This is a genomic window from Niveispirillum cyanobacteriorum, from assembly GCF_002868735.1.
GTDB classification, from domain to species: Bacteria; Pseudomonadota; Alphaproteobacteria; order Azospirillales; family Azospirillaceae; genus Niveispirillum; species Niveispirillum cyanobacteriorum.
Genome location: NZ_CP025613.1, coordinates 355133 through 377461, shown reverse-complemented (window position 1 = coordinate 377461; position 22329 = coordinate 355133). Strand labels below are relative to the sequence as shown.

At 62.0% G+C, this 22329-nt stretch carries 22 protein-coding genes; 6 read left to right on the top strand and 16 right to left on the bottom strand.

What is annotated here, in order from left to right; translation table 11 throughout:
• Both C0V82_RS22560 and C0V82_RS22555 read left to right on the top strand, forming a co-directional pair.
• A complete protein-coding gene (locus tag C0V82_RS22560; RefSeq protein WP_370466016.1) occupies positions 1–534 on the top strand; it encodes a nitrate reductase cytochrome c-type subunit in 534 nt (177 codons plus the stop codon).
• On the top strand, positions 534–1178 hold the full coding sequence (locus tag C0V82_RS22555) for a NapC/NirT family cytochrome c (protein ID WP_102114693.1): 645 nt from the start codon (positions 534–536) through the stop codon (positions 1176–1178). Before C0V82_RS22560 ends, C0V82_RS22555 begins: the two co-directional genes overlap by 1 nt.
• A 12-nt stretch (positions 1179–1190) precedes the next feature.
• Here C0V82_RS22555 and C0V82_RS22550 read toward each other — a convergent pair whose 3' ends face one another.
• The 7 genes from C0V82_RS22550 to C0V82_RS22520 all read right to left on the bottom strand — a co-directional run bounded on the left by C0V82_RS22550 (position 1191) and on the right by C0V82_RS22520 (position 10054).
• Positions 1191–3452, bottom strand: coding sequence for a hypothetical protein (locus C0V82_RS22550; RefSeq protein ID WP_102114692.1), 2262 nt, complete (start codon positions 3450–3452; stop codon positions 1191–1193).
• Between the two features lie 143 nt (positions 3453–3595).
• The gene (locus C0V82_RS22545; RefSeq protein WP_102114691.1) at positions 3596–4387 is read right to left on the bottom strand and encodes an alpha/beta fold hydrolase; all 792 of its coding nucleotides are present in this window, start codon (positions 4385–4387) and stop codon (positions 3596–3598) included.
• Entirely contained in the window at positions 4387–4920 is a 534-nt protein-coding gene (locus C0V82_RS22540) for a VOC family protein (RefSeq protein ID WP_102114690.1), read from the bottom strand. Before C0V82_RS22540 ends, C0V82_RS22545 begins: the two co-directional genes overlap by 1 nt.
• A 25-nt stretch (positions 4921–4945) precedes the next feature.
• Positions 4946–5548: an NAD(P)H:quinone oxidoreductase gene (gene wrbA / locus C0V82_RS22535; RefSeq protein ID WP_102114689.1), complete on the bottom strand. Its 603-nt coding sequence runs from the start codon at positions 5546–5548 to the stop codon at positions 4946–4948.
• Between the two features lie 27 nt (positions 5549–5575).
• Complete coding sequence (locus tag C0V82_RS22530) at positions 5576–7762, bottom strand: TonB-dependent receptor (RefSeq protein WP_102114688.1); 2187 nt, start codon at positions 7760–7762, stop codon at positions 5576–5578.
• Between the two features lie 258 nt (positions 7763–8020).
• Positions 8021–8854 (bottom strand): IclR family transcriptional regulator domain-containing protein, encoded by an 834-nt coding sequence (locus C0V82_RS22525; protein ID WP_102114687.1) that lies wholly within the window; start codon positions 8852–8854, stop codon positions 8021–8023.
• Between the two features lie 69 nt (positions 8855–8923).
• A complete protein-coding gene (locus C0V82_RS22520; protein WP_102114686.1) occupies positions 8924–10054 on the bottom strand; it encodes a CaiB/BaiF CoA transferase family protein in 1131 nt (376 codons plus the stop codon).
• A 203-nt stretch (positions 10055–10257) separates the two neighbouring features.
• On the opposite strand from C0V82_RS22520, the gene C0V82_RS22515 reads away from it, so the two are divergent.
• Positions 10258–11034, top strand: coding sequence for a citryl-CoA lyase (locus C0V82_RS22515; protein WP_102114685.1), 777 nt, complete (start codon positions 10258–10260; stop codon positions 11032–11034).
• Between the two features lie 96 nt (positions 11035–11130).
• Here the strand turns inward: C0V82_RS22515 and C0V82_RS22510 are convergent, their stop codons facing one another.
• The 6 genes from C0V82_RS22510 to C0V82_RS22485 all read right to left on the bottom strand — a co-directional run bounded on the left by C0V82_RS22510 (position 11131) and on the right by C0V82_RS22485 (position 16440).
• Complete coding sequence (locus C0V82_RS22510; protein ID WP_102114684.1) at positions 11131–12072, bottom strand: Gfo/Idh/MocA family oxidoreductase; 942 nt, start codon at positions 12070–12072, stop codon at positions 11131–11133.
• Positions 12069–12911, bottom strand: coding sequence for a class III extradiol dioxygenase subunit beta (locus tag C0V82_RS22505; RefSeq protein ID WP_102114683.1), 843 nt, complete (start codon positions 12909–12911; stop codon positions 12069–12071). Before C0V82_RS22505 ends, C0V82_RS22510 begins: the two co-directional genes overlap by 4 nt.
• Before the next feature lies 1 nt (position 12912).
• On the bottom strand, positions 12913–13320 hold the full coding sequence (gene ligA / locus C0V82_RS22500; protein WP_102114682.1) for a protocatechuate 4,5-dioxygenase subunit alpha: 408 nt from the start codon (positions 13318–13320) through the stop codon (positions 12913–12915).
• Complete coding sequence (locus C0V82_RS22495) at positions 13317–14342, bottom strand: amidohydrolase family protein (protein WP_102114681.1); 1026 nt, start codon at positions 14340–14342, stop codon at positions 13317–13319. The genes ligA and C0V82_RS22495 overlap by 4 nt, the downstream gene beginning before the upstream one ends.
• The gene (locus C0V82_RS22490) at positions 14339–15214 is read right to left on the bottom strand and encodes an NAD(P)-dependent oxidoreductase (RefSeq protein WP_102114680.1); all 876 of its coding nucleotides are present in this window, start codon (positions 15212–15214) and stop codon (positions 14339–14341) included. Before C0V82_RS22490 ends, C0V82_RS22495 begins: the two co-directional genes overlap by 4 nt.
• A 62-nt stretch (positions 15215–15276) precedes the next feature.
• Positions 15277–16440, bottom strand: coding sequence for a LysR substrate-binding domain-containing protein (locus tag C0V82_RS22485; RefSeq protein ID WP_102114679.1), 1164 nt, complete (start codon positions 16438–16440; stop codon positions 15277–15279).
• Positions 16441–16545: 105 nt separating this feature from the next.
• Between C0V82_RS22485 and ligK the strand changes: the two genes are divergently transcribed.
• Genes ligK through C0V82_RS22470 form a run of 3 tightly spaced genes read left to right on the top strand, consistent with a single transcriptional unit; the run spans position 16546 to position 19158 of the window.
• Positions 16546–17220: a 4-carboxy-4-hydroxy-2-oxoadipate aldolase/oxaloacetate decarboxylase gene (ligK, locus tag C0V82_RS22480; protein WP_102114678.1), complete on the top strand. Its 675-nt coding sequence runs from the start codon at positions 16546–16548 to the stop codon at positions 17218–17220.
• Positions 17213–18283: a 4-oxalomesaconate tautomerase gene (locus C0V82_RS22475; RefSeq protein ID WP_211107973.1), complete on the top strand. Its 1071-nt coding sequence runs from the start codon at positions 17213–17215 to the stop codon at positions 18281–18283. The genes ligK and C0V82_RS22475 overlap by 8 nt, the downstream gene beginning before the upstream one ends.
• Positions 18280–19158: an amidohydrolase family protein gene (locus C0V82_RS22470; RefSeq protein ID WP_102114677.1), complete on the top strand. Its 879-nt coding sequence runs from the start codon at positions 18280–18282 to the stop codon at positions 19156–19158. Before C0V82_RS22475 ends, C0V82_RS22470 begins: the two co-directional genes overlap by 4 nt.
• Before the next feature lie 50 nt (positions 19159–19208).
• On the opposite strand, the gene C0V82_RS22465 is transcribed toward C0V82_RS22470, so the two are convergent.
• From C0V82_RS22465 to C0V82_RS22455, 3 genes are read right to left on the bottom strand one after another with little or no spacing between them, the layout of a single operon-like run.
• Positions 19209–19796 carry a carboxymuconolactone decarboxylase family protein gene (locus C0V82_RS22465; RefSeq protein WP_211107974.1) on the bottom strand — a complete coding sequence of 196 codons (588 nt, stop codon included), beginning with the start codon at positions 19794–19796 and terminating at the stop codon, positions 19209–19211.
• Between the two features lie 14 nt (positions 19797–19810).
• Positions 19811–20569 (bottom strand): SDR family oxidoreductase, encoded by a 759-nt coding sequence (locus C0V82_RS22460; RefSeq protein ID WP_211107975.1) that lies wholly within the window; start codon positions 20567–20569, stop codon positions 19811–19813.
• Positions 20566–22326: a hydantoinase B/oxoprolinase family protein gene (locus tag C0V82_RS22455; protein ID WP_102114674.1), complete on the bottom strand. Its 1761-nt coding sequence runs from the start codon at positions 22324–22326 to the stop codon at positions 20566–20568. The genes C0V82_RS22460 and C0V82_RS22455 overlap by 4 nt, the downstream gene beginning before the upstream one ends.
• Between the last annotated feature and the right edge of the window lie 3 nt (positions 22327–22329).

Sequence of the window (22329 nt, the reverse complement as noted above, 5' to 3'; positions counted from 1 at the left end):
ATGAGCAAGCGCCACACACCGGTGTTGCTGGCCCTGCTGGCTGCCCTGCCTCTGCTGCTGCAACCCATGGCGCAGCGGGCCTTTGCCACCGACCCGGTACCTACTGCGGCCAGCACTCGCGACGTGAAAGCTATGGGCCGTCCCGCCTTCACGGGAGCCGAGGGGTTGGTGGTGCAGGAGGCACCGGGCATGCCCAAGGATGTCAGCGATGATCAGCGCCGGCAGCGCAACTATCCCGAACAGCCGCCCGTCATCCCGCATGCCATTGCTGGCTATCAGCTGGATCTGCGCGCCAACAAGTGCTTGACCTGCCACGCCCGTGAATTCACGGGCGACAGCCAGGCCCCGATGATCTCCGTCACGCATTTCCAGGACCGGGACGGGCAGGTGCTGGGGGCCGTGTCCACTCGCCGCTATTTCTGCCTGCAATGCCATGTGCCGCAAACGGATGCACAGCCGCGCGTGGTCAATATCTTCCGCGATGTGGACAGCGTCATTCGTGACAGCAGATCCCCTGCCGGGGAGGGCAAATGATGACAATCATCGAACGGGCGTTATCTTTCGCCAAGGCGGCATGGACAGCCTTTAATCGACCGGCGGCGCATCTTGGCATCGGGTTCCTGACCATTGGCGGCTTTGTGGCCGGTGTTATCTGGTGGGGTGGGTTCAATACCGCGCTGGAAATGACCAACCGGGAAGCGTTCTGCATCGGCTGTCACGAGATGAAGGACAATCCCTATGCCGACCTTAAACAGACCATCCATTATTCCAACCGGTCGGGCGTGCGCGCCACCTGTCCAGATTGCCACGTCCCCCACAACTGGACCGACAAGATCGCTCGCAAGATGCAGGCGTCCAAGGAGGTTTGGGGCAAGATATTCGGCACTGTCGATACGCCTGAGAAGTTTGAGGCCAAGCGCCGGGAACTGGCCAGCCACGAATGGAGACGGCTGAAGGCCAATAATTCCTTGGAATGCCGCAACTGCCACAGCGCCGACAGCATGGACATCACCCGACAGGGCGCGCGCGGGGCCGACGCACACCAGCGCTTCCTGTTCACGGGCCAGGCTACCTGCATCGACTGTCACAAGGGCATTGCCCACCGCCTGCCCGACATGACCGGCGTGCCCATATGGACCATGCCGGGCAAAATGGCTGCTGTTTCGTCCCCACCCTGAGCGGTGGCCGGACTACCGGTAAACCGCCGGAATGCTGTTCAGGTCAAACTTACTGTACAAGGACAGGAAGCGGACAGGGTAGTTGTCGTATCGCAAGTATATGATGTTGTTGATGTCCTGCTCCTCGAACGCCCCGATGATGACGGGTGCGTGGTGCCTGTCGCAATGGAGTTTAGCCATTAGAAGAGCGATCTGATCAATCCATCGGGTGATCCTGGATTCCAAAAGGCGGCCCCGCAGATAGGCCATCACGACGCCCATAAAAAGACGCGCCCCCGGCGTGGGGCGTATGCGCAGCAGATTGGCCGTGATGATCGCCGCAAAGCCGGTGGCAAGCGGGTTAAAGTTCAGGATGACATCGTCGGCACGTGCAGTCAGCGACGCCGTCCCTTTCAGGACCAGCGTGTCGATGTCAGAAGCGATGACCGGCAGCCTCAGATCGTTCATGAGGCTGGTCGCAACATCGAAGCGGACACATTGGTAATGCGCCAATGGTTTCTCAAAGATACATTCGTTATTGATCGTCGTGTACAGGTACGGTGTTTCGTCAAAGTCATCAGCGGAATAGTAAAGGCGGTCGGATGTAATCCCGATCTGTGCGGCAACATCAATGATATTACCCCGCCCGCCAATGGCGTGCAGGACCAGCAATATCGGTTCATCGGCATTCGCCAGCGCCGACAACACAAAATGGCGGGCATAGCGGTCAAGATAATGGGCATCCCCTGCCGCCATAAGAACGGTGCGAACGCCCTGTCGTTCGGCCTGCTGCCGAACTTGGTCAACGGTCACAGGGCGTCCGGCATGATCGAACAGCACTGATGGCTGAAGCGTGACATCCTGAGGCTGGTCAAGAAAGTCAAAATCCAGACACTGCATCATTTGTTCGCAATGGTCATGAGCGATCTGCAATGATTGATCGCTATAGTCGGGGATTGGCTGCTGCAACCGACGATCGCGGCAACGGATGATCGCGGCACGGGTCTGTGCATCAAGTGGGGTTTGCAGATAAAACCAGATGATGCGCAGGCAATTATACATTTGGAGCAGCCTGTCCGTCGGGTGCTCCATGCAGCGCAAACGGAAGGAAAGCTCCTCTTCGCCAAGACCGACTGCCGTCGCAAATCGAGCGGCCATATGCAACGCCGCAATATTATCAGGTTCCCGCTGAAGGATCTGATGCGCGTAGCGAGCGGCAATGCCCTCCCAATGCGGCTGGATTGCACTGTTCATGGCCCATTGATTGGCAGCCGGACACTTATCGTACAATGCAACAATGAGCCGTTGCATATTCTCCACACGCCGGTCATCGCCCTGTTCGAAATAGCTGGCGCGTAACCGGATGGCTTCGGCAACAAGCGGCCCCAACTGCTGCAACAAGGGTGCTCTGTCCCGTGTATTTTGAACCAACGCTTCGACGTGGGTGACTGTCTCCTCGATCCTGCCGGCTTCGACAAGATCGATGATAACATCGATACGCTCCTGTTCCGTCGGACGCCCCAGATCGGCAGCGCAATCCGCCAGCGCCGCCGCCAGAATCGCATCGCCCTGTCCGTGCAAACTTGCCGTCGCCTGATGCAAACAGGGAACATGCCTGCGCATGGCCAGCAGCGGATCGTGGAAACCCGCCAGCAGATCCTGGCTGATCCATGCGGGGCGGTAGTTTCGTACGATGAACAAATCTATCACCTTCTGACGCTGGATCAGCGTCAGATTCTCCACATCAACCAGCAGGCCACGCGGCGGCGACGGCAGATCGCCCACCTGCTCTAAAATTTCCAGTTCAGTGCCGGCAGTGCTGATGGCCAGCATGTCCGTGGCCCCAATACCGTAGCGACCGACGAGATATTTCAGCGGCATGCAGGCAACCAGCGTGTCACGGACCAGCATGCGGATAGCCGCCCGTGTCTCCTCATTCGGGCACATGCCCGCCAGCCAACCACCACTGTCCAGCATGGAGATCAGCCCAAAGGAACGAAGTTCCCTGAAACGAGCTGGCAGCAGGCCATTACTTATCGCCGTTTCGTCCAGGTGGCGCAGACGTGTAACACCCATACCCCGCCCGATACCGGCTTTCACCCCGACATAGCGGCTGTCATGCCCCTCTTCCAGCAGCGGATCGACGACGTAGCCGGCAAGACGGTCCAAGAAAGGTGCGAACGGGCTGAAATGCGGGCCTGCCCCGATCTGAATGAACCGGGCCTTTTGACCCTCCGATGCCGCAAGGCCGATGAATGTCTGCACGAAATCATTCAGAGTAAGGACAAAGTCCATGCACAGGCTCCACGCGTCTTCGCGCATTTCGGATTGCGGAATAGGAGCCACATTACCATGAACTTTAAGAAAGAAGTGCAGGCTTCAACAAGGCGAGGACCCGACCCCAGTCTCTGTGAGAAAAGGGAGGAACGAGGGCAATTTCACCGGAAATTGCGGGTGACATACTCTATGATCGCCTGATTGACGGCAGCGGCGTGGCTTATGTTCGCCATGTGCCCGGCTCGCACAAACACCTGCATCGCTGCCCGCCGCAGCCCCTGACACAGCCGATGTGCCGCCGCCATCCGTGACGGCGTATCGAGATCCCCGACCATCACCAAACTGGGGCAAGTGATGGTCGCCAGCAGTTTATCCGTCACTGGCAAGAATGCGGGCGGCGACAGCAGATCCCTACCTTGGTAATCGGCCAGCATCTCGTCCAGCAGCAAGAACGTTTCCGCGTCATCGGTCCGCAGCATCGGATGGTCCCGCCACAGCGTCACCGCTGCTGGCAGGTTTCCTGCCCTGACATGTTCCACCAATTGCGCAAAGGGAAGTGCAGGTTCCGTCACAGGGTCCGGCGGTGCCGCATCATGTGCCGCCGCCAGCAGGACAAGGCCCGCAACCCGTTCCGGATGCCGGGCCGCCGCCGTTAGTGCCACCCGCCCGGCCTGCGAATGCGCGACGAGAATAGCAGAAGCCAAACCGAAATGATCCAGCAAGGCCAGGATATCATCTGGTTCCTGCAACAATCCGGGTGGCGCCTGCGACCTTCCGAAGCCGCGCCGGTCGGGCAGTAGCAGGGTGGCGCAATCCGACAATCCCCGAACCTGATGCCGCCACATGCGCCGGTCCAGCGTCCAGCCATGGAGCATCACTAGGACCGGTTTACCGGCCCCGGCAATCTCCACGGACAGGCTTCCCCCGTCGACGGCAACCTGGGTCTGCATCATCAATGACGATAGGTGTTATTGACGCTGCGGTCACCCCCCAGCCAGCGGGCCAGATCGGCCCGCGCCGTTTCGCGCTTTGCCTGTTCCAGGGCCGCCGCCGACGGCGCGTCATAGGTGAATTCCAGGATCATGCCGTTCGGGTCCTTGATATAGACCGACCGACAATAGCCATGTTCCAGCGTGTAGGTGTCGGGCTCGGTAAAGCCCGCCGCGCGGATACGGCTTTCGATCTGTGCCTGGGTGTCGGCATCGACATGCAGGGCGATATGATGGAAGGGGGATTCCGGCATGGGCGGTCCGAATAGGGCCTGATCTTCAGGCTCGGCGAACTGGAAAAAGGCCAGGGCACTGCCATCCGCCAACCCGAAGAAGCAATGGCAATAGGTGCGTTCGGCACCGAACAGCATATCCTTCTCGCACCAGGTGGCGATCAGCGGAATACCCAGCACATCCTCATAGAAATGGCGCGTCGCCTCCAGGTCGCGGGTGACATAGGCGGTGTGGTGCAGACGATTGGGAAGTTTCGCACTCATGGTCGCATCCTCTCTCTCAAGTCTTTCAGCCGAACAGCCGTGTAGCGATTTCCGTGACATGACGCCCCTGGAAGCGGGCGCCATCCAATTCGTTGGCGCTGGGCTGGCGGGACCCGTCAGCGCCGGCCAAAGTGCTGGCGCCATAGGGCGTGCCGCCACTGACCTCATCCATCCTTGTCGCACCCGCCCAGCTATAGGGAAGGCCGACAATGATCATGCCGTGATGCAGCAGCGTGGTGTGAAAGGAGGTGATGGTCGTTTCCTGCCCGCCATGCTGGCTGGCGGTGGAGACGAAGACGCTGCCCACCTTGCCAATCAGAGCGCCCTTGGCCCACAGCCCGCCCGTCTGGTCCAGGAAGTTGCGCATCTGTGCCGCCATATTGCCGAAGCGCGTTGGCGTGCCGAAGATGATGGCGTCATAATCGCCCAGCTCGCCAGGGCTAGCGATGGGGGCCACCTGATCCAGGCGGATGCCAGCGGCCCTTGCCACCTCATCCGGTACCAGCTCCGGCACGCGTTTCACCGTGACATCGGCCCCTGCCACCGACCGCGCGCCCTCAGCCATGACGGCCGCCATGGTCTCGATATGGCCGTAGCTGGAGTAATAAAGAACAAGTACCTTTGCCATGGATCGTCCCCTTCCGAAGGCCGTGGGTCAGAACTTCACGCCAGCTTCAAGACCATAGCGGCGAGGCCGTCCCTTGAAGACGAAACCGCCAGGCGAGAACTCAGCATTGTACTTCTTGTTGAACAGATTGTCGGAATAAGCGGACAGGTTCCAGCCCTCCCCTTCGATACCCAGCCGGACATCGACAAGGTCCAGCGGGTCGCGCACGGTGCTGTTCTGGATATCGAACCAGGTCTTGCCGATACGCCGATAATCAGCCCGCGCCGTGCCCGTCAGGCCGCTATCGCTCAGTTCGGTGCTGTACTGCACACCCATGTTGAACGTGTAGCGGGAAATCAGCGGCGCCTCGTTGCCCAGCACGGTCGGGTCCGCGAATTCCTTGATCTTGCTGTCGGTGAAACCGAAGCCCAGATTGACCTGCAGACCCGTCGTCAGGAAGGCCGTTGCATCCAGTTCGAACCCGCGCAGGCGGGTTTCCGGCACATTGCCCAGGTTCTGAGTGGAATTGGCCGCCAGGAAGACGAAGAAATAGGAATTGTCAGAGATGGTGTTGTAGACGGAGCCGTTCAGACGCAGCCTCCGGTCCATCAGCTGCGACTTGAACCCCGCCTCCAGCGTGCTGGCCGTTTCCGCCTTGAACACATCCGACACACCGAGAATGCCATTGGCTGCCGCGACCGCCCCTACCCCGGTCTGGTTGAACCCGCCGCTGCGGAAGCCTTTGGAATAGCCGGTGTAAAGCGTCAGCGCCTCATCGGCCTTGTAGGTCAGCGTCGCTTTTGGCTGCCAGGAGGTGAAGGTTTCGTTGCGCACCTCCCCGCTGCGCCCTGCCGGGAACCCGGCGACATTGGGCAGGTAGGCGGTGGGGGTCAGCGTCGTATTTTCGCGCTTGTCCTTGTCATAGCGCAGTGACAGGTCGGCGGTCAGCTTCTCTGATAGATCATAGGACGTGCTGCCGAACAGGGCCCAGGCGAAATTATCTTGGGCGTCGGCCAGGAAGGAGAATTGCGGATTGCGTGGATTGGTACTGGGCGTGCGGTAGACGGGAAACACCCCCTGCCCGCGGTCGATCATATTGCCAGTGGAGATATAGCGCTTGGTACCGATCATGTAGCCGCCCACGCTCCATTGAAACGGCTGGTCGGTGGGCGACGCAAAGCGTATCTCCTCGCTCCAGGCCTTCACATTCAGATATTGGCTCTGGTTCAGGTCGAACCCCAGGATCTGATAGAACAGGCTTTCCGTGATGGGCAGGAAGTCGAACGCGTCACCAGTCAGAATTTCCTTCACCTGATCATAGGAGGTGACGGACGTCAGCGTACCGGCGTCGGTTTCATAGGCGACGCGCAGCGAGGTGCCGTTCATGTCGCGGTCATTCTGACCGGGATTGTTCACGCGCACCGGCAGGCTGGTATTGTTCACATCATTGACGATGTTGAAATACAGCGCCTGTGTGCGCAACCGCGACACGGACCCCCGCAGATCGACCGTCAGATTGTCCGTCGGCTGGAACAGCAGGGTTCCGCGCAGGGACAAATCCTCATACGGGTCAGCCTTTTCATCCAGGTAAGCGTTGCGGATCAGGCCGTCGCTGTTCACATAGGACCCGGCCAGCCGGAATTTCACCTTTTCCGACAAAGGTCCGCTGATGCCAGCGCGGGCGGAATAGCCGAAGCCGTTTTCCACACCCACCTTGACCCGTGTGTCGAACGTGTCGGTTGGCTGTTTCGTGCGGATTACGATGGCGCCGCCGATGGCGTTACGGCCATAAAGCGCGCCTTGGGGACCTTTAAGCACCTCAATCTGATCGATATCGAACAGTTCCTGGCTGAACTGCGCGGCGTTCACCTGTTGCACACCATCGACAATCACGGCAACGGATGGCTCGCTGTTACGGGCCTGGGTGATGCCACGAATAATGATGAAGGCATTGCCGGCATTCTGCGTTTCCACCAGCGTGACGTTAGAGGTCAGGTCGATGAAATCGGCCGGCTTCTCAATGCCGGCCATCTCGATGGCGTCGGCGGTGAAGGCAGTAACAGCAGCAGGCACATTCTGCTGTGCCTGTGGGCGGCGCAGGCCGGTTACCACCACCTCTTCGATGGTTGAGGCGCCAGCCTGGTTTGTGGACTGAGCCGATGCGGGGCCGGTGGCTGCCAGCGCCAGAGCCGAGACACCGGCCAGAGAGCCGAAGCGCCAAGAGGAACGTGCCATGCAAAACCTCCCGTTCGTCATTTGTCATTGATGGCGCACGGCGCGGTTCGTTCTTGCGGCGGCCGATGCGAACTGGATCCGCGACATATCGCGTCCACACGGGTCGTTGCCCGTGCCATGGACAATCTATGTTTCGATTATCGAAGTCAAGTTCGATCTTCGAAGTTTTTTCCGTTTATCGAAGTTCCACGCAGGCAACAAAAAACGCCCCGGCAAGGAACCGGGGCGTCGTTCAGAGACCGCTGTGGATGGCAGGTATCAGCCGCGGGCCAACGAGTGCATCAAGAAGGGCCATTGCTGCAAAGACAGTTCGATATCGCGGGCGGCACGGCGTAGCAGCGGCAACCGGGTACGCACCAACTCATCCTGGGAGATGCGGGTGGTGGAGGTGGAACAGTTGATGGAGGCGCAGACATTGCCATCCTTGTCCCGCACCGGCACCGCAACAGACACGATGCCATAATCCAGCTCATCCAGCGCTGAATCATATCCCAGTTCCCGCACGCGCAGCAGCCGCGCCGTCAGTTCCTCGCGGTTGGTGAGCGTACGTTCGGTGAAGCGATGCAGCGTTGCCGTTGCCAGATAGTCTTCCAGCAGCTTTTCCGGCTCAAACGCCAGCAGCACCTTGCCCAGCGAGGTGGCATGGGCCGGATAGCGGGTGCCGACACTGGCCCCCAGACGGATATGGCGGTTGGTTGATACGTGGACGAGATAGAGGATATCCGGTCCAGACAGCGTGGCCATGGAGGCACTGTCGCCCGTTTCATCACGCAGGGACTGGAGGTGCGGCGTCACCACCTGTTCGAGGTTCATCGAGGCCAGGTAAGCCGACCCGAAGACCAGCACCTCCGGTCGCAGCAGGAACCGCCTTCCGTGCCGTCCGACATAGCCCAACGCCACCAGCGTATTGAGGCAGCGGCGGGCCACAGCCGGGCTGAGGCCGGTGGCGGCGGCCACTTCCGACAATTGCATCTCGGGACGCTGCTGATTGAAAGAGCGCAGGACCGTCAGGCCACGTTCCAGCGTCAGCAGATATTCGGGGTCCTTTTCCCGCTCGGCCGCGCCATCGCCCCTGACCCCATTGTCCGCCATACCGTCCGTCCCGTGCGCCGACTTGCCCGCCGGCCAGCTATAACCGGAGGCTAGGCCGGCTGCCAGAACTTAAACCGGATCGCCCAGAATCTCCGCATTATGCTGGCCCAGGACAGGGGGCGGGGTGATGGCCAGATCGCGTTCCCCATCAAAGGAAAGGGGGCAGCGGACAGTGCGGAACCGACCCATACTGGGATGTTCCGCCTCCACCCGCAGATCCAGATGCCGCGCCTGATCGGTGGCCAGCGCCGCCGCCGCGTCATGCACAGGGGAGTGCGGGACGTCCAGGCGGCTCAACCGCTCGCACCAGTCCGACAGGGTGCGGCTGCGAAAGATGGGGGCCAGACGCTCGACCACCTTTTCGTAGTTTGCGATCCGCGACTGGCGGTCGGCGAATTCGGGATGCTGCAACATGTCCGGCCATTCCACGGCCTGGGCCAAGCCTTCCCAGAATTTCGGGGGCGACGACATATGCAGGGCGATCCATTTCCCGTCCGCACAGACAAACACATAGGATTGGGACACCGATGGCCGACTGTATGGCCCCATGACCTGATCGGCGGCGAAATAATGGGTGAAGTCATCCAGGTTGAAATGGCACATGGCCTCCAGCATGGACAGTTCGACCAGACGCCCCTGGCCGGTTCGGTTGCGTTCATGCAGGGCACCCAGGATACCGTAGGCAGCATAGAAGCCCGTAATCGCATCGGCCAGGGCCGGGCCCACGACACGCGGGTTCTGGGGATTCAGCACCAGGCGCAGGAAACCGCTGGCCGCCTGCGCCACGGTGTCGAAGGCGGGCCGCTGGCTGTCGGGGCCGGTGGCGCCAAAGCCAGAAATGGCACAGTAGATCAGGCGCGGATTCAACGCGCGCAGCCGGTCGGCGTCGACATTCAGCTTGGTCGCCGCACCCGGTCGGAAATTCTGGATGAAAATATCCGCGTCAGCGACAAGCGCGTCCAGTTGGTCACGTCCCGCCGCTTCGCGGGTGTCCAGAGTGATGGAGCGCTTGTTGCGATTGTAGGTCTGGAAATGCGGGCTGTAGAGTCCACCCTTGAAGGCGCGAAACGGATCGCCTGTCCCCGGTTGCTCAATCTTGATGACATCGGCACCCAGGTCGGCCAGCAGCATTCCCGCCGCCGGCCCCGTAATGAAGGTGCCCATTTCCAATACCCTGACATCCTTCAGGACTTTTGCCATCTCATGCTCCGATCAGGGAAGGACCGCAGGCGCGGGGGTCACAGGCGGGTGGAACGCACCGGCCAGGCGGCCACCGCCGCAACATCCATTACCCGGTATAGCGACTTCGACAATCGAAATCAACTTCGATAATCGAATTTTCTTGCCAAGCGACCGGACCGGGCGTTAGCTGGCGGCGGATCAGCAGTGACGGGAGCATCCCCATGCGTATCGGCAAGACCGACCAGCCTTTCAGTGCCATCTGCACGTCTGACGCAGAGAGCATCCGGGTCCGGGGGCTGGATCTGTGCGGGCAGATCATCGGTCGGATGGACTTTACCAGCTATTTCTGGCTGCTGGTCACCGGCAACACACCCAGCGACGATCAGCGCTTCATGGCAGATGCCGTACTGGCCGCCATCGCTGAACATGGATTGGTGCCCAGCGTGGTGGCCGCCCGCATGACCTATGCCGCCGCCCCGGAGGCCATGCAAGGCGCTGTCGCAGCGGGTCTGTCCGGTTGCGGCAGTGTGGTTTTAGGCAGTGCAGAGGTGGCGGGCCGGTTCCTGGCCGATCTGGTGGAAGGTGCTGGGGCAACTGCGCTGGAGCCGGTGGTAACAACGAAGCTGAACGAGTACCGGGCCGTGAAGCGCGCCATTCCTGGCTTTGGCCATCCTCAGCATAGTGGCGGTGACCCGCGCGCGCATCGGCTTCTGGGTCTTGCGGACGAACGCGGCATATCAGGGGCGCATGTGGCCGCCTTGCGCGCTGTAAAGGCCGCACTTCCGACGGCGTTCGGACGGGATTTGCCCATCAATGTGAACGGCGCCATCCCGGCGGTGATGCTGGATGCCGGGTTCCCGCTGCCCGCATTGAAAGGCATATCGCTGCTGGCCCGTACGGCCAGTCTGATCGCCCATCTGCGCGAGGAAAGCGAGCGACCGATCGGCTTCATCCTGTCAGCGGAAGCGGCGAAGGCCATCCGCTATGACGGGCAATGATTTCCCACAACGGATAGTCCATAAATGCATCGCGCGGCAGTACCGGCCTGCCGCGCGACACAATCAACAATGCAGCATCGACGCAAACGGACCTGTTTAGCCGTTCAGCTGCTGCTCCAGCTTATGCAGCACCTCGTAGCAGGACAGAACCTTGGCCACGCTGGCATTGGGTTCACGGCCTTCGCGGATGGCGGCGATGAATTCGCGGTCCTGCAATTCGATACCGTTCATCGACACGTCAACCTGCGACACATCGATCTTCTCCTCACGCCCAGTGACCAGATCGTCATAGCGAGCGATATAGGTGCCGTTGTCACAGATGTAGCGGAAGAAGGTGCCCAACGGCCCGTCATTGTTGAAGGACAGCGACAGGGTGCAGATCGCACCCGTCTCCGCCTTCAGCTGGATCGACATGTCCATGGCGATGCCCAACTCCGGATGGATCGGCCCCTGCACCACATTGGCCTGCACGATACGGCCTGACTGATAGGCGAACAGGTCCACCGTATGGGCGGCATGGTGCCACAGCAGATGGTCTGTCCAGCTGCGTGCCTCGCCCTTGGCATTCATGTTCTTGCGGCGGAAGAAATAGGTCTGCACATCCATCTGCTGCAGCGACAGCTCGCCAGACGCGATGCGCCGATGCAGCCACTGATGCGACGGGTTGAAGCGACGCGTATGGCCGACCATGCAGACCAGACCCGTTTCCCGCTGCTTCGCCAGCACCGCCTGGGCGTCGGCCCAGCTGTCGGCCAGCGGAATTTCGACCTGCACATGCTTACCGGCATTCATGCAGGCGATGGCCTGGGCAGCATGCATCTGGGTAGGAGTGCACAGGATGACGGCATCGACATCCGGGCGGGCCAGCGCCTCGTCCAGTTCGGTACCGGCATGCACGGCGCCATATTTTTCCGCCACGGCTTGCGCCTGATCCAGGCGACGGCTGATGACGGAAGTGATGGTGACACCGGGGATGAGTTTAAGGGCGTCGAGATGCTTTTCACCGAAAGCACCCGCACCGACCAGGGCGATCCTCATGCGACAGGCTCCAGAACAAGGTGGCCGACCGCCGTGTTGCTGGCCGGCACATGGTAATGACGGTGAAGTTGGCGGACGTCGGCGCCCAAGGCGCCGCGCATGATCAGCCACATCACCATCTCGATGCCTTCCGATCCGGTTTCCCGCAGATATTCGATATGCGGGATGGTGCGGAGGCGCTGACTGTCCTGGCTCATCATGTCCAGGAAGCGATTATCCCACTCGGCATTGATCAGGCCGGCGCGCGGACCCTGAAGTTGGTGGCTCATGCCGCCGGTGCCCCATACCTGGACCTTCAGATCGCCGGGGAAGCTTTCTACTGCCCGGCGGATGGCCTCGCCCAGCAGCCAGCAGCGGTTGCCCGACGGCGGCGGGTAGGTCACGACATTGACCGCCAGCGGGATTACCTTCACGGGCCAGGCATCGGGCTGCCCGAACAGCAGGCTTAGCGGCACGGTCAGGCCGTGATCGACCTCCATCTCATTGATGATGGTCATGTCGAATTCGTCCAGGATACAGCTCTGGGCGATATGCCAGGCCAGATCCGGATGGCCCTGGACCGTGGGCACGGGGCGCGGCCCCCAACCTTCATCCGCCGGCTTGAAGCTTTCCGCGCAGCCAATGGCGAAGGTAGGGATGATCTTCATGTCGAAGGCCGAGGCATGGTCATTATAGACCAGGATGACCACATCGGGCTTTTCCTCCGCGATCCATTGCCGCGACCAGTCATAGCCGGCGAAGAGAGGTTGCCAGTAAGGCTCCTTGGTCTTGCCCAGATCGATGGCGGCACCGATGGCCGGCACGTGGCTGGTTGCCACCCCTGCGGTGATGCGCGCCATGTCAGTTGCCCTCCTTGATTGAGCGGACGCCATTCGGCGAGCGCCCGCCCGCCAGCATCATGGCCTGATAATCCTCTACGCTCATGCCGGTCATGGTGCTGACCGCCTGCAGGAAGCTCAACCCGTCGGTAGAGAAAATCTTGGCCAGGAAATAGATGTTGCCACCCAAATCCAGCAGCCGGTTGTAATCCCGCGCCAGGATAGCCGCCTTCTGGTCTTCGTCCAGGTTCCAGCCTTCCAGATAGGCCTTCTCGTCCGCTTTCCAGCGGGCACGGTTCTCCGGCTTCATCAGGCTCATGGCAAACTGGTTGATCCAATAACCCTGTCGGGCGCGGGCCACCGTATAGACCCGCGTACCGGGGATGTCGTCGAATGCGGCAAGGTAGGAGTGGATGTCCTGATGGCTCATAGCCCCCTCTCCCTCAGGATCGCGTCAAGACGGGGAAATACGCGGCGCGCATTACCCTCGTAGATCGCATGACGTTCCGCATCTGAAATATCCAGTGCCTCGATATAGCGCTTGGTATCGTCGAAATAGAAACCGGTGGTCGGATCGATACCGCGCACCGCACCCACCATTTCGGACCCGAAAAGGATGTTGCGGTTGTCGATGACCTTGGCCATCAGATCAATGCCGGGCTGGTGATAGACGCAGGTGTCGAAGAACACGTTCTGCATCACATGCGTATCCAGCGACGGCTTTTTCAGCATATCCGCCAGCCCGCGGTAACGACCCCAATGGAAGGGCACCGCCCCGCCGCCATGGGGGATGATAAAGCGTAGGGTGGGGAAATCCTTGAACAGGTCGCCCTCAATCAACTGCATGAAGGCGATGGTGTCCGCAGCGATGTAGAAGGCGCCGGTGGCATGCATGCAGGCATTGCAAGATCCCGACACATGGATCATGGCGGGCACATCCAGCTCCACCATCTTCTCATACAGCGGATACCAGTATCGATCGGTAAGTGCCGGGTGCTTGAAATGCCCGCCGCCGGGATCAGGATTCAGGTTGCAGCCAATAAAGCCCAACTCCTTAACGCAGCGCTCAAGCTCCGCGATCGATGCTTCCAGCCCGGCTGCCGGCGATTGCGGCAGCATGCAGACACCGACGAAGCTTTCCGGGAACAGCTTCACCACGCGGGCGATAAGGTCGTTACACCGCCGCGACCATTCCAGGCTCACCGCTTGGTCACCGACATGATGCGCCATGGTGGAGGCGCGGGGACTGAAAATGGTCAGGTCGGCCCCACGCTCGCGGATCAGGCGAAGCTGGTTCTTCTCGATGGTCTCGATGATGTCCGCATCGGAGATCTCGGGATAGGGAGGTGCTGGCTCGCCCTTCTTGAAGGCGGCAACCTGCGCCTCGCGCCAGGCAGTGTGGGCTTCGGGGGCCGTGGTGTAATGGCCGTGGCAATCGATCACGAGGGTCATTTCATCTCCGTCCCGTCGCGGGTCAGAAGGTTCAGTTTATTGTTCAGACCGTCCGGCGAACCGGCGGAAAGGGCGCCAAGGCGGCGTTGGCGGATGATGGTGCCCTGGGTCATGGCCGGCTCCACCCCCAGTGACTGCAAGGTCTTCGCCACTTCCTCCATCTCGGAGGCGCGGCGCAAGCCGTGAACCAGCATGCGATCGAGGTTGTAATCGGCACGACCTTCCCACTCGGCGCCCAGCGAGGAGAGAACCTCCTCCACCACCCCAGCGCGTGAAGCGGCCAGAACCATCTCTGCGGTCAGGGCCTCAATGCCCTTTACCATCACCGACCGCACCATCTTGATGGAGGAGGCCCGCCCGACCGCGTCGCCCACTGTGCGTACCTTGGCAAAGCCAAGTGCAAGAAGACTGGCGACCGCCGCGTCGGCATGCGGACCACTGACCAGCAGCGGCACGGACAGGCGGGCCGGGTCGACCGGCGCCATCACCGCGACATCGACATAGCGCGCCCCTGCCGCCTCGATCTGCGTGGCCGCCGCGCGTTTGGTGTCCGGCGCCACAGAATTCATGTCGCACCACAATGCGCCCGGCGGGAGCAGCGGGGCGTACGCCTTGGCGGCGGACAGCGCCTGATCGGCTGTCACCAGACTGAGGACCAGCGACCGACCAGCGAGTGCGGCCGCCGCCGTCTCCCGCCCCTGAACGCCAGCGGCAGTATATTCGGCGCGCTTGGCCTCGCCAGTTTCCGCCCGGTCAGTCTTCAGGTCGAAGACGGTAGCAGCGTTCCAGGCGCCGGCGGTGGCGAAGGTGCGGCCCGCCTCACCGAAGCCGATCAGGGCAAGGCCCGATATGGGGTTGGGTTCGTTCTGCATGGCCCAACCCTGGCCGTAACCGGTGGAGAGGGCCAATCAGTTCGCACGCCACGCCATAAGTTTTAGCTAATAGTCCCACCAATGCCACGGGCGGCGGCAATCAGGGCCATGATGAAGTCGGCCTGGACCGGCGTCGGACGCCAACCAGTGCGGGTGGTGATACCGATGGTTCGGCGCAGGTCGCCGGGGGCTGCCCCGACCTGTGCCACCACACCCGCCTGCAATTCCACCGACAATTGATCGGGCGACAGCAAAGTCAGGAAATCACTGTCACGGATTAGCTGACGCACCGTCATGACCGATCCGCATTCGATGGGCACAACTGGCACAGACAGACCGCCGGCCCTGAACATCGCCTCCCACTGTGTGCGCAGCGGGGTGCCAGTCGGCGGCACCACCCAGGGATAATCGGCAATGGCTCTCCACGGGTCGGAAAGATCCATGATGGGGTGGCCGGGCCGGGCGAAGATCATGGGCTGATCATCGAACAGGGGACGCTGATCCACATCGACCGGCGGGTTATCCAATCGCAACGCACCGATCAAGATATCCAGGTCACCGTCACGCAGTGGTTCGATCAGCTCAGCGTGCGATCCTTCCGCGATGGTGATGGTGATATCGGGATGGGCGCGGTGAAAAGTGGCAACCGCACCGGGCAGCAGCCGGGCCCGCGACAGCGGCATGGCACCCACCGCCACCCGCCCCACCTCCACCCCGTCTAGCGCCCGCAACTCCGTCAAGGCGGCGACCAGTTCCGCACGCGCCAGGCGGAAGGCACGCAGGGTCCGGTGTCCCGCCTCCGTCAAGGCGATGCCGCGCCCCCGCCGCTCGATCATGTTGCGGCGCAATGCCAACGACAAATCTTTCACAGCCCGGTGCAGCGTGGGCTGCGACAGGCCTCCTGCCTGCCCCGCCTCCGCCAGACTGCCGGCAGCACCAACCAGGATCATGGCGCGAACCTGCGCCATGGTCACGCGCGGCGACCCGATATGGCCAAGGGCCGCCTCCAGCCGGGGCTGCAACAGACGGGCAGCATCTGTCATTTCCATGCCATCGGCTCGCCGCTCGAACAAGGGCCTGCCCAGTTCCCGCTCCAGCCGTGCCAGCCCCTGGGTCACAGCCGGCTGGGTCAGGGCCACCGCCTGCGCGGCGGCACTGATGCTGCCACGGCGCATCACCTCAAGGGCCGCACGCAAATGACGTAGATTGAGATTCCATATGTGCATCGCAACACGATTAGCAAAAACTTATGGCACGGGCGCGCTTCTGAATTGCCCCACCGCGACCCGGGGGTCAAGACAGTTACAGTGATCGTCCCCAGGAGAGTTTCCATGTCCGGCATCGTCGTCCAGAACATCCAACGCGCCGAGGCGTCCGTCATCGATGGGCTGGCCCGCTGTGGCGTAGCCACGGTGCATGAGGCGCAGGGCCGTACCGGCCTTCTGGCCAGCCATATGCGCCCCATCTATGCTGGCGCCCGCATCGCAGGGTCGGCAGTCACCATCTCCGCTCCGCCGGGCGATAACTGGATGGTGCATGTGGCCATCGAACAACTGAACGAAGGCGACATCCTGGTCCTGGCCCCGACCAGCCCCTGTGAGGATGGCTATTTCGGCGACCTGCTAGCGACATCCGCTATCGCACGCGGCTGCCGGGGTCTGGTCATTGATGCCGGTGTGCGTGATGTCCGCGACCTGACAGAGATGGGCTTCCCCGTCTGGTCCAAGGCCGTGTTCGCGCAAGGCACCGTGAAGGCCACACTGGGTTCGGTGAATGTCCCGGTGGTGTGCGCGGGTGCCGCGATCCAGCCGGGCGACGTGATCATCGCCGATGATGATGGTGTCTGCGTTGTGCCGCGCGAAAAGGCCGCTGCCGTTCTGGAAAAGGCACAGGCGCGCGAGGCCGCCGAAACCGCCAAGCGCACGCGTCTGGCCGCCGGTGAACTGGGCCTGGATATCTATGACATGCGCGGCAAGCTGGCCGCCATGGGGTTGAAATATGTCTGAGGCAGCAGGGGCGGACGGTGTGCGCTGCATGTGGATGCGCGGCGGCACCTCCAAGGGCGGGTATTTCCTGAAAGAGGATCTGCCCGCCGATACGGCGGAACGCGATGCGCTGCTGCTGCGGGTCATGGGCTCGCCCGATGCGCGGCAGATTGACGGCATGGGCGGGGCCGACCCGCTGACCAGCAAGGTCGCCGTCATCAGCCGGTCGCAGCGACCAGGCATTGATGTCGATTACCTGTTCCTGCAGGTCTTCGTCGATCAGGCCATCGTCACCGACGCCCAGAACTGCGGCAACATCCTGGCCGGTGTCGGCCCGTTCGCCATCGAACGCGGTCTCGTCGCGGCCACCGGTGATGAAACCAAAGTTGCCATCTTCATGGAGAATACCGGGCAGGCGGCGGTGGCCACGGTCAGCACGCCCGGTGGCCGGGTCAGCTATCGCGGTGAGGCCCGCATCGATGGTGTCCCCGGCAACCATGCTCCAGTGCCGTTGGAGTTCCGTGATACCGCAGGTTCAAGTTGCGGCGCCTTGCTGCCCACGGGCAATGCCGTCGATATCATCAATGGCGTGCCTGTGACCCTGATCGATAATGGCATGCCCTGCATCGTGATGAAGGCCAGCGATGTCGGTGCTACCGGGTATGAGGACCGGGACAGTCTGGACGCCGACAGCGCGTTGAAGGCGCAGATCGAAGCGATCCGCCTGCAGGTCGGACCGCTGATGAACCTGGGCGATGTTTCGGCCAAGTCTGTGCCCAAGATTATGCTGGTTGCACCACCGCGGGACGGGGGGGCCGTCTGCGTGCGGAGCTTCATCCCCCACCGCGCCCACGCAACCATCGGCGTGCTTGGCGCGGTCAGCGTTGCCACCGCCTGTCTGGTTCCGGGATCGCCGGCAGCGGAGGTGGCGGTGCTGCCCCCCGGCGACCGCAAGACCCTCTCGGTCGAGCATCCGACAGGGGAGATGAGTTGCGTATTGGAACTTAATGATCAGGGTCAGGTGCGGACAGCCGCCCTGCTGCGTACCGCCCGCAAGCTGATGGATGGAGTTGTATTCCCATGACAGACCGTATCCGCAGCTGGGCCGACGCCCCGTCCCGTCCCCGTTTCACGCCGCCGCCGGGTGCCGTGGATGCCCATTGCCATGTCTTCGGACCAATGGCGCAGTTCCCGTTTAGCCCGAAGGCCAAGTATCTGCCCCAGGATGCCGGACCGGAGATGCTGTTCGCCCTGCGTCGCCATCTGGGGCTGAGCCGCAATGTGATTGTCCAGGCCAGTTGCCATGGCACGGACAATGCAGCCACGCTGCATGGGATCGCGGTATCGAATGGCACCTGTCGTGGTGTGGCTGTGGTCGACCCGGCCATTGATGATTCGGAACTGGAACGGTTGCATGCAGGCGGCATCCGGGGTGTGCGCTTCAATTTTCTAAAGCGGCTGGTCGATGACGCACCCAAGGACAAGTTCCTGGAAGTGGCACACCGTATCCAGCATCTAGGCTGGCACGTCGTCGTCTATTTTGAGGCTGATATTCTGGAGGAGATGCGTCCCTTCCTGGCCGCTATCCCCACGCCTATTGTCATTGATCATATGGGTCGCCCCGATGTTACACAGGGGCCGGATGGTCCTGACATGCGGGCCTTCCGCCGGCTGCTGGACAGCCGCCCTGACATCTGGACGAAGGTCACCTGCCCCGACCGTTTATCAACTGCGCCCGGCTGGGACGATTTCGCAGGTGCGGTGGCACCGCTGGTTGAGGATTATCAGGATCGGGTGCTGTGGGGTACGGACTGGCCCCATCCGAACATGGAAAAATCCATCCCGGACGATGGCCTGATCACCGACATGATCCCTCGCATCGCCCCCACGGCAGTCTTGCAGCACAAGCTGCTGGTCACCAACCCGATGCGGCTTTACTGGCCGGAAGAACTGTCTTGAACTCTCGTGGGTGTACGCGGCGACACCAACACCCACGAAAGTCCGACCATTCAACCATGTTTGCCAAGCGTCCAGCCGTGGGGGGAGAGGTGGCTTTCTGCAAATTGCCTGGGTGTTTCCTCCAACATCGTGGCAACTGTATCGTTCCAGCGATTGAAAAATCCATAAAGCGCGATGACGGCCACGATCTCCACCTGCTGTTCCCGGCTGAAATGCAGAGCCATATCGGCAAAGTCCGCGTCGCTGACGGCATTTGGGACCTGTCCCGCCCCGACCGCGACACGCAGGGCCGACCGCTCCGCCGGGCTGAACAGGGGGCTATGTTCGAAATCCCAGATCGCAGCCAGCTTGTCTGCCGGCACGCCATTGCCAGCGGTCGCGGTACCGGTATGGGCGGAGCAGTAGCGGCAGCCCGCAGCCATGCTGACCATATAGCCCGTCATCCATTTCAGGCCGGGAGCGACCGTGCCCGACAGCATGATGGCGGCCCAGAGGCCGCCGCTGGCTTGCAGGATGTCGGGCCGCCAGGCGAGCGTGGGCACGCTATTGGGCAGTTCGTGAAAATCGCCGCCGACAAAGGACAGGTCAATGTTGCGGGCCGCCATTTCGGCAGCGGTCAACGGGGGGATGCGCGCCATGGCCGTTTCCTCTCTCATTCCCATTCGACATTGCCGTCAACGGCAATCAACTGCCCTGTGACATGCTTCGCAGCATCGGAGGACAGGAAGATCGCCATATCCCCGATTTCCTCCGGCTGGATCTTGGCGCGCAGGGAGATGTATCGCAGGAACTCTGCCTCGACGGCCGCTGCATCAATGCCACGACCGGCGGCGATGCCGGCCATGATGCCGCGCATGCGCTCACTGTCGACAAAGCCGGGCCGGATGGCGTTGACCCGGATATTGTCGGGCCCCAGTTCCCGTGCCGCCGCCCGCGTCAACCCCTCCAATGCCCATTTCGACGCGATATAGGGGGACCGGTTGACGGGCAGCGTGGTGACGGAACCGGTAGAGATATTGATGATGGAACCGCCACCCTGCACCTTCATCAGCGGGGTCACGACCCGCATCATGAAGAAGGCACCATGCACATTGACCTCAAAGCAGGTGCGCCAGCCCTGGTCGCAGATATCGGCTATCGGGCCGATCTGACCGGCGATACCGGCATTGTTGACTAGGGTATCGACCCCGCCCCAACGGTCAAAGACCTGTCGGACGAAGCGGTCCACAGCATCGGCATCCGACACGTCAAGGGCCGTGGCGATCAGGCCGGGATGGGTATGGGCGACCTTGTCCAGCCGGCCCTGATCGGCGTCGCAGATGGCAACATCGGCCCCAGCGGCCAGGAACCGTTCGGCGATGGCCAGGCCGATGCCGGCGGCACCGGCTGTGACAATGACACGCTGCTTCATGATGCGGCCCTCAATGCCTGGGTGGCGGAAAGATCGGGATAGCCCGCCGCGTCCAATGCCACGCGATAAATGTCGCGGGCGCGTTCAGGCGACAGATAGCCTTCGCGTACCGCCTCGGCCACGCTTTCGGGTGCCCGGGACAGGGGGTCACCATAGCCGCCGCCACCGGCGGATATGGCTGTGATGATGTCACCGGCCCGCACATTGACCAGGGCGCAGGCAGGCAACGCCTCCGCCCCTCCGTCAGCCCGGTCCAGCCACTGGTCGGCCCGTCCGCCGGCCCCGCCGCCGCGCACGCCCAGCGGGGCATTTACATGCCCGTCGGAGCCATACCCGATGTCAAACGCCCCCACCAGTGGTCCGAATTCCACGATGGTGGAGGGCGCACCCGTGAACCGGCCCGGCCCCTCACTGTCGGTCAGGAACGCGCGCCGCTTCACCAGCAGCGGCTGATACAATTCGTCCAGTTCCACCCCGTCGATACAGCACATGCCGGCATTACCGACATGGGCTGTCGTCCACCAGGCATCCGCCTGCGGGCTGGCGGCACCGCCGGAGAAGGCCAGGAAGATCTGGTTGACGAAGGGCTTGCCGGTGCGGGCATCGATGCCGGAGATGACCCCCGCTGACGGGGCGATCACGGCCCCCACCTCTGCCATGCCGAACCCGTCGCCAAGATCGGCGATGGCCACCTGCACCGCATTGGCCACGCGGTCGGCGATGTTGGTGGTGGCCGTGGAACAGCTATAGGGATGCTCGGTGATGCCGGCGATGCAGCCCCGCCGCAGTACCACATCGATGCGGCGGAAGGCCCCGGCATTCTTGGGCACGCGGTGGTCCAGCGAATTGAACACGCCGATCATGGCGGCGGTGCGGGCACAGGCTTCACTGAGATTCATACCGCAAGGCAGGCTGTCCGGATTATCGGTCAGATCGACGCGGATGCGCCGGGCCACACTGTCAACGACCACCTTGGCATGGATGGTAACGCCGGTTTCCGGCATGCCGGGAAAGGCGTCATGGGTGCTGCTGGCGTGGGCCTGACCGTCGGGCAGATTGGCCAGCGCGTCCACCATGGCGGCTTCAGAATAATCAAACCACTGGCCGGAGAAGGTTTTCAGCCGGTCCCAGCCCACCTCACGCCCCAGGGCGAGCAGTTCCTTCTCCCCGATCCGCACGGCGCCGACCATAGCCAAATAATCGCCGCGCCATTGTTCGGGCACGCGGATGCGCATCTCGCACATGCGGATGATGTCGCCAATGTCCTGATAGTCCCGCTGTACCTGAACCGCCGGGAAGATCAGCGCGCCTTCATGATAGAGGTCGCGGGCGTTGCCCATATAGGTGGTGGGTTCGGAATTGCCGATATCGGCCTGATGCGCCTTGGCCAGCACGGTGAACCGGTGGGTACCGTCATCATCAATTACGGGGACCAGCAACGTCAGGTCAGCCGGATGCGAACAGCCGTGATAGGGCGAATTATGGAGGAAGGCGTCGCCTCGTTTCAGCACCGGATGGAACTGCTTCATGGTGCGGGCCATCATGTCGGGACCTGCCAGCACATGGATGGGCAGGCTTTCCGCCGCTGCCAGAAGGTCGCCCGCATCAGTGACGATACAGCAGGAAAAATCCCGCGCACGGTTCAGCACGCCCGACCGTCCGGTGCGCAGCAGGGTGTTGGCCATCTTGCGCACCACGCCCTCGAACCGGCTGTTCAGGATGGCAAGGTCGGCACCGTTCAGCTTCATGTCGCTCATGCT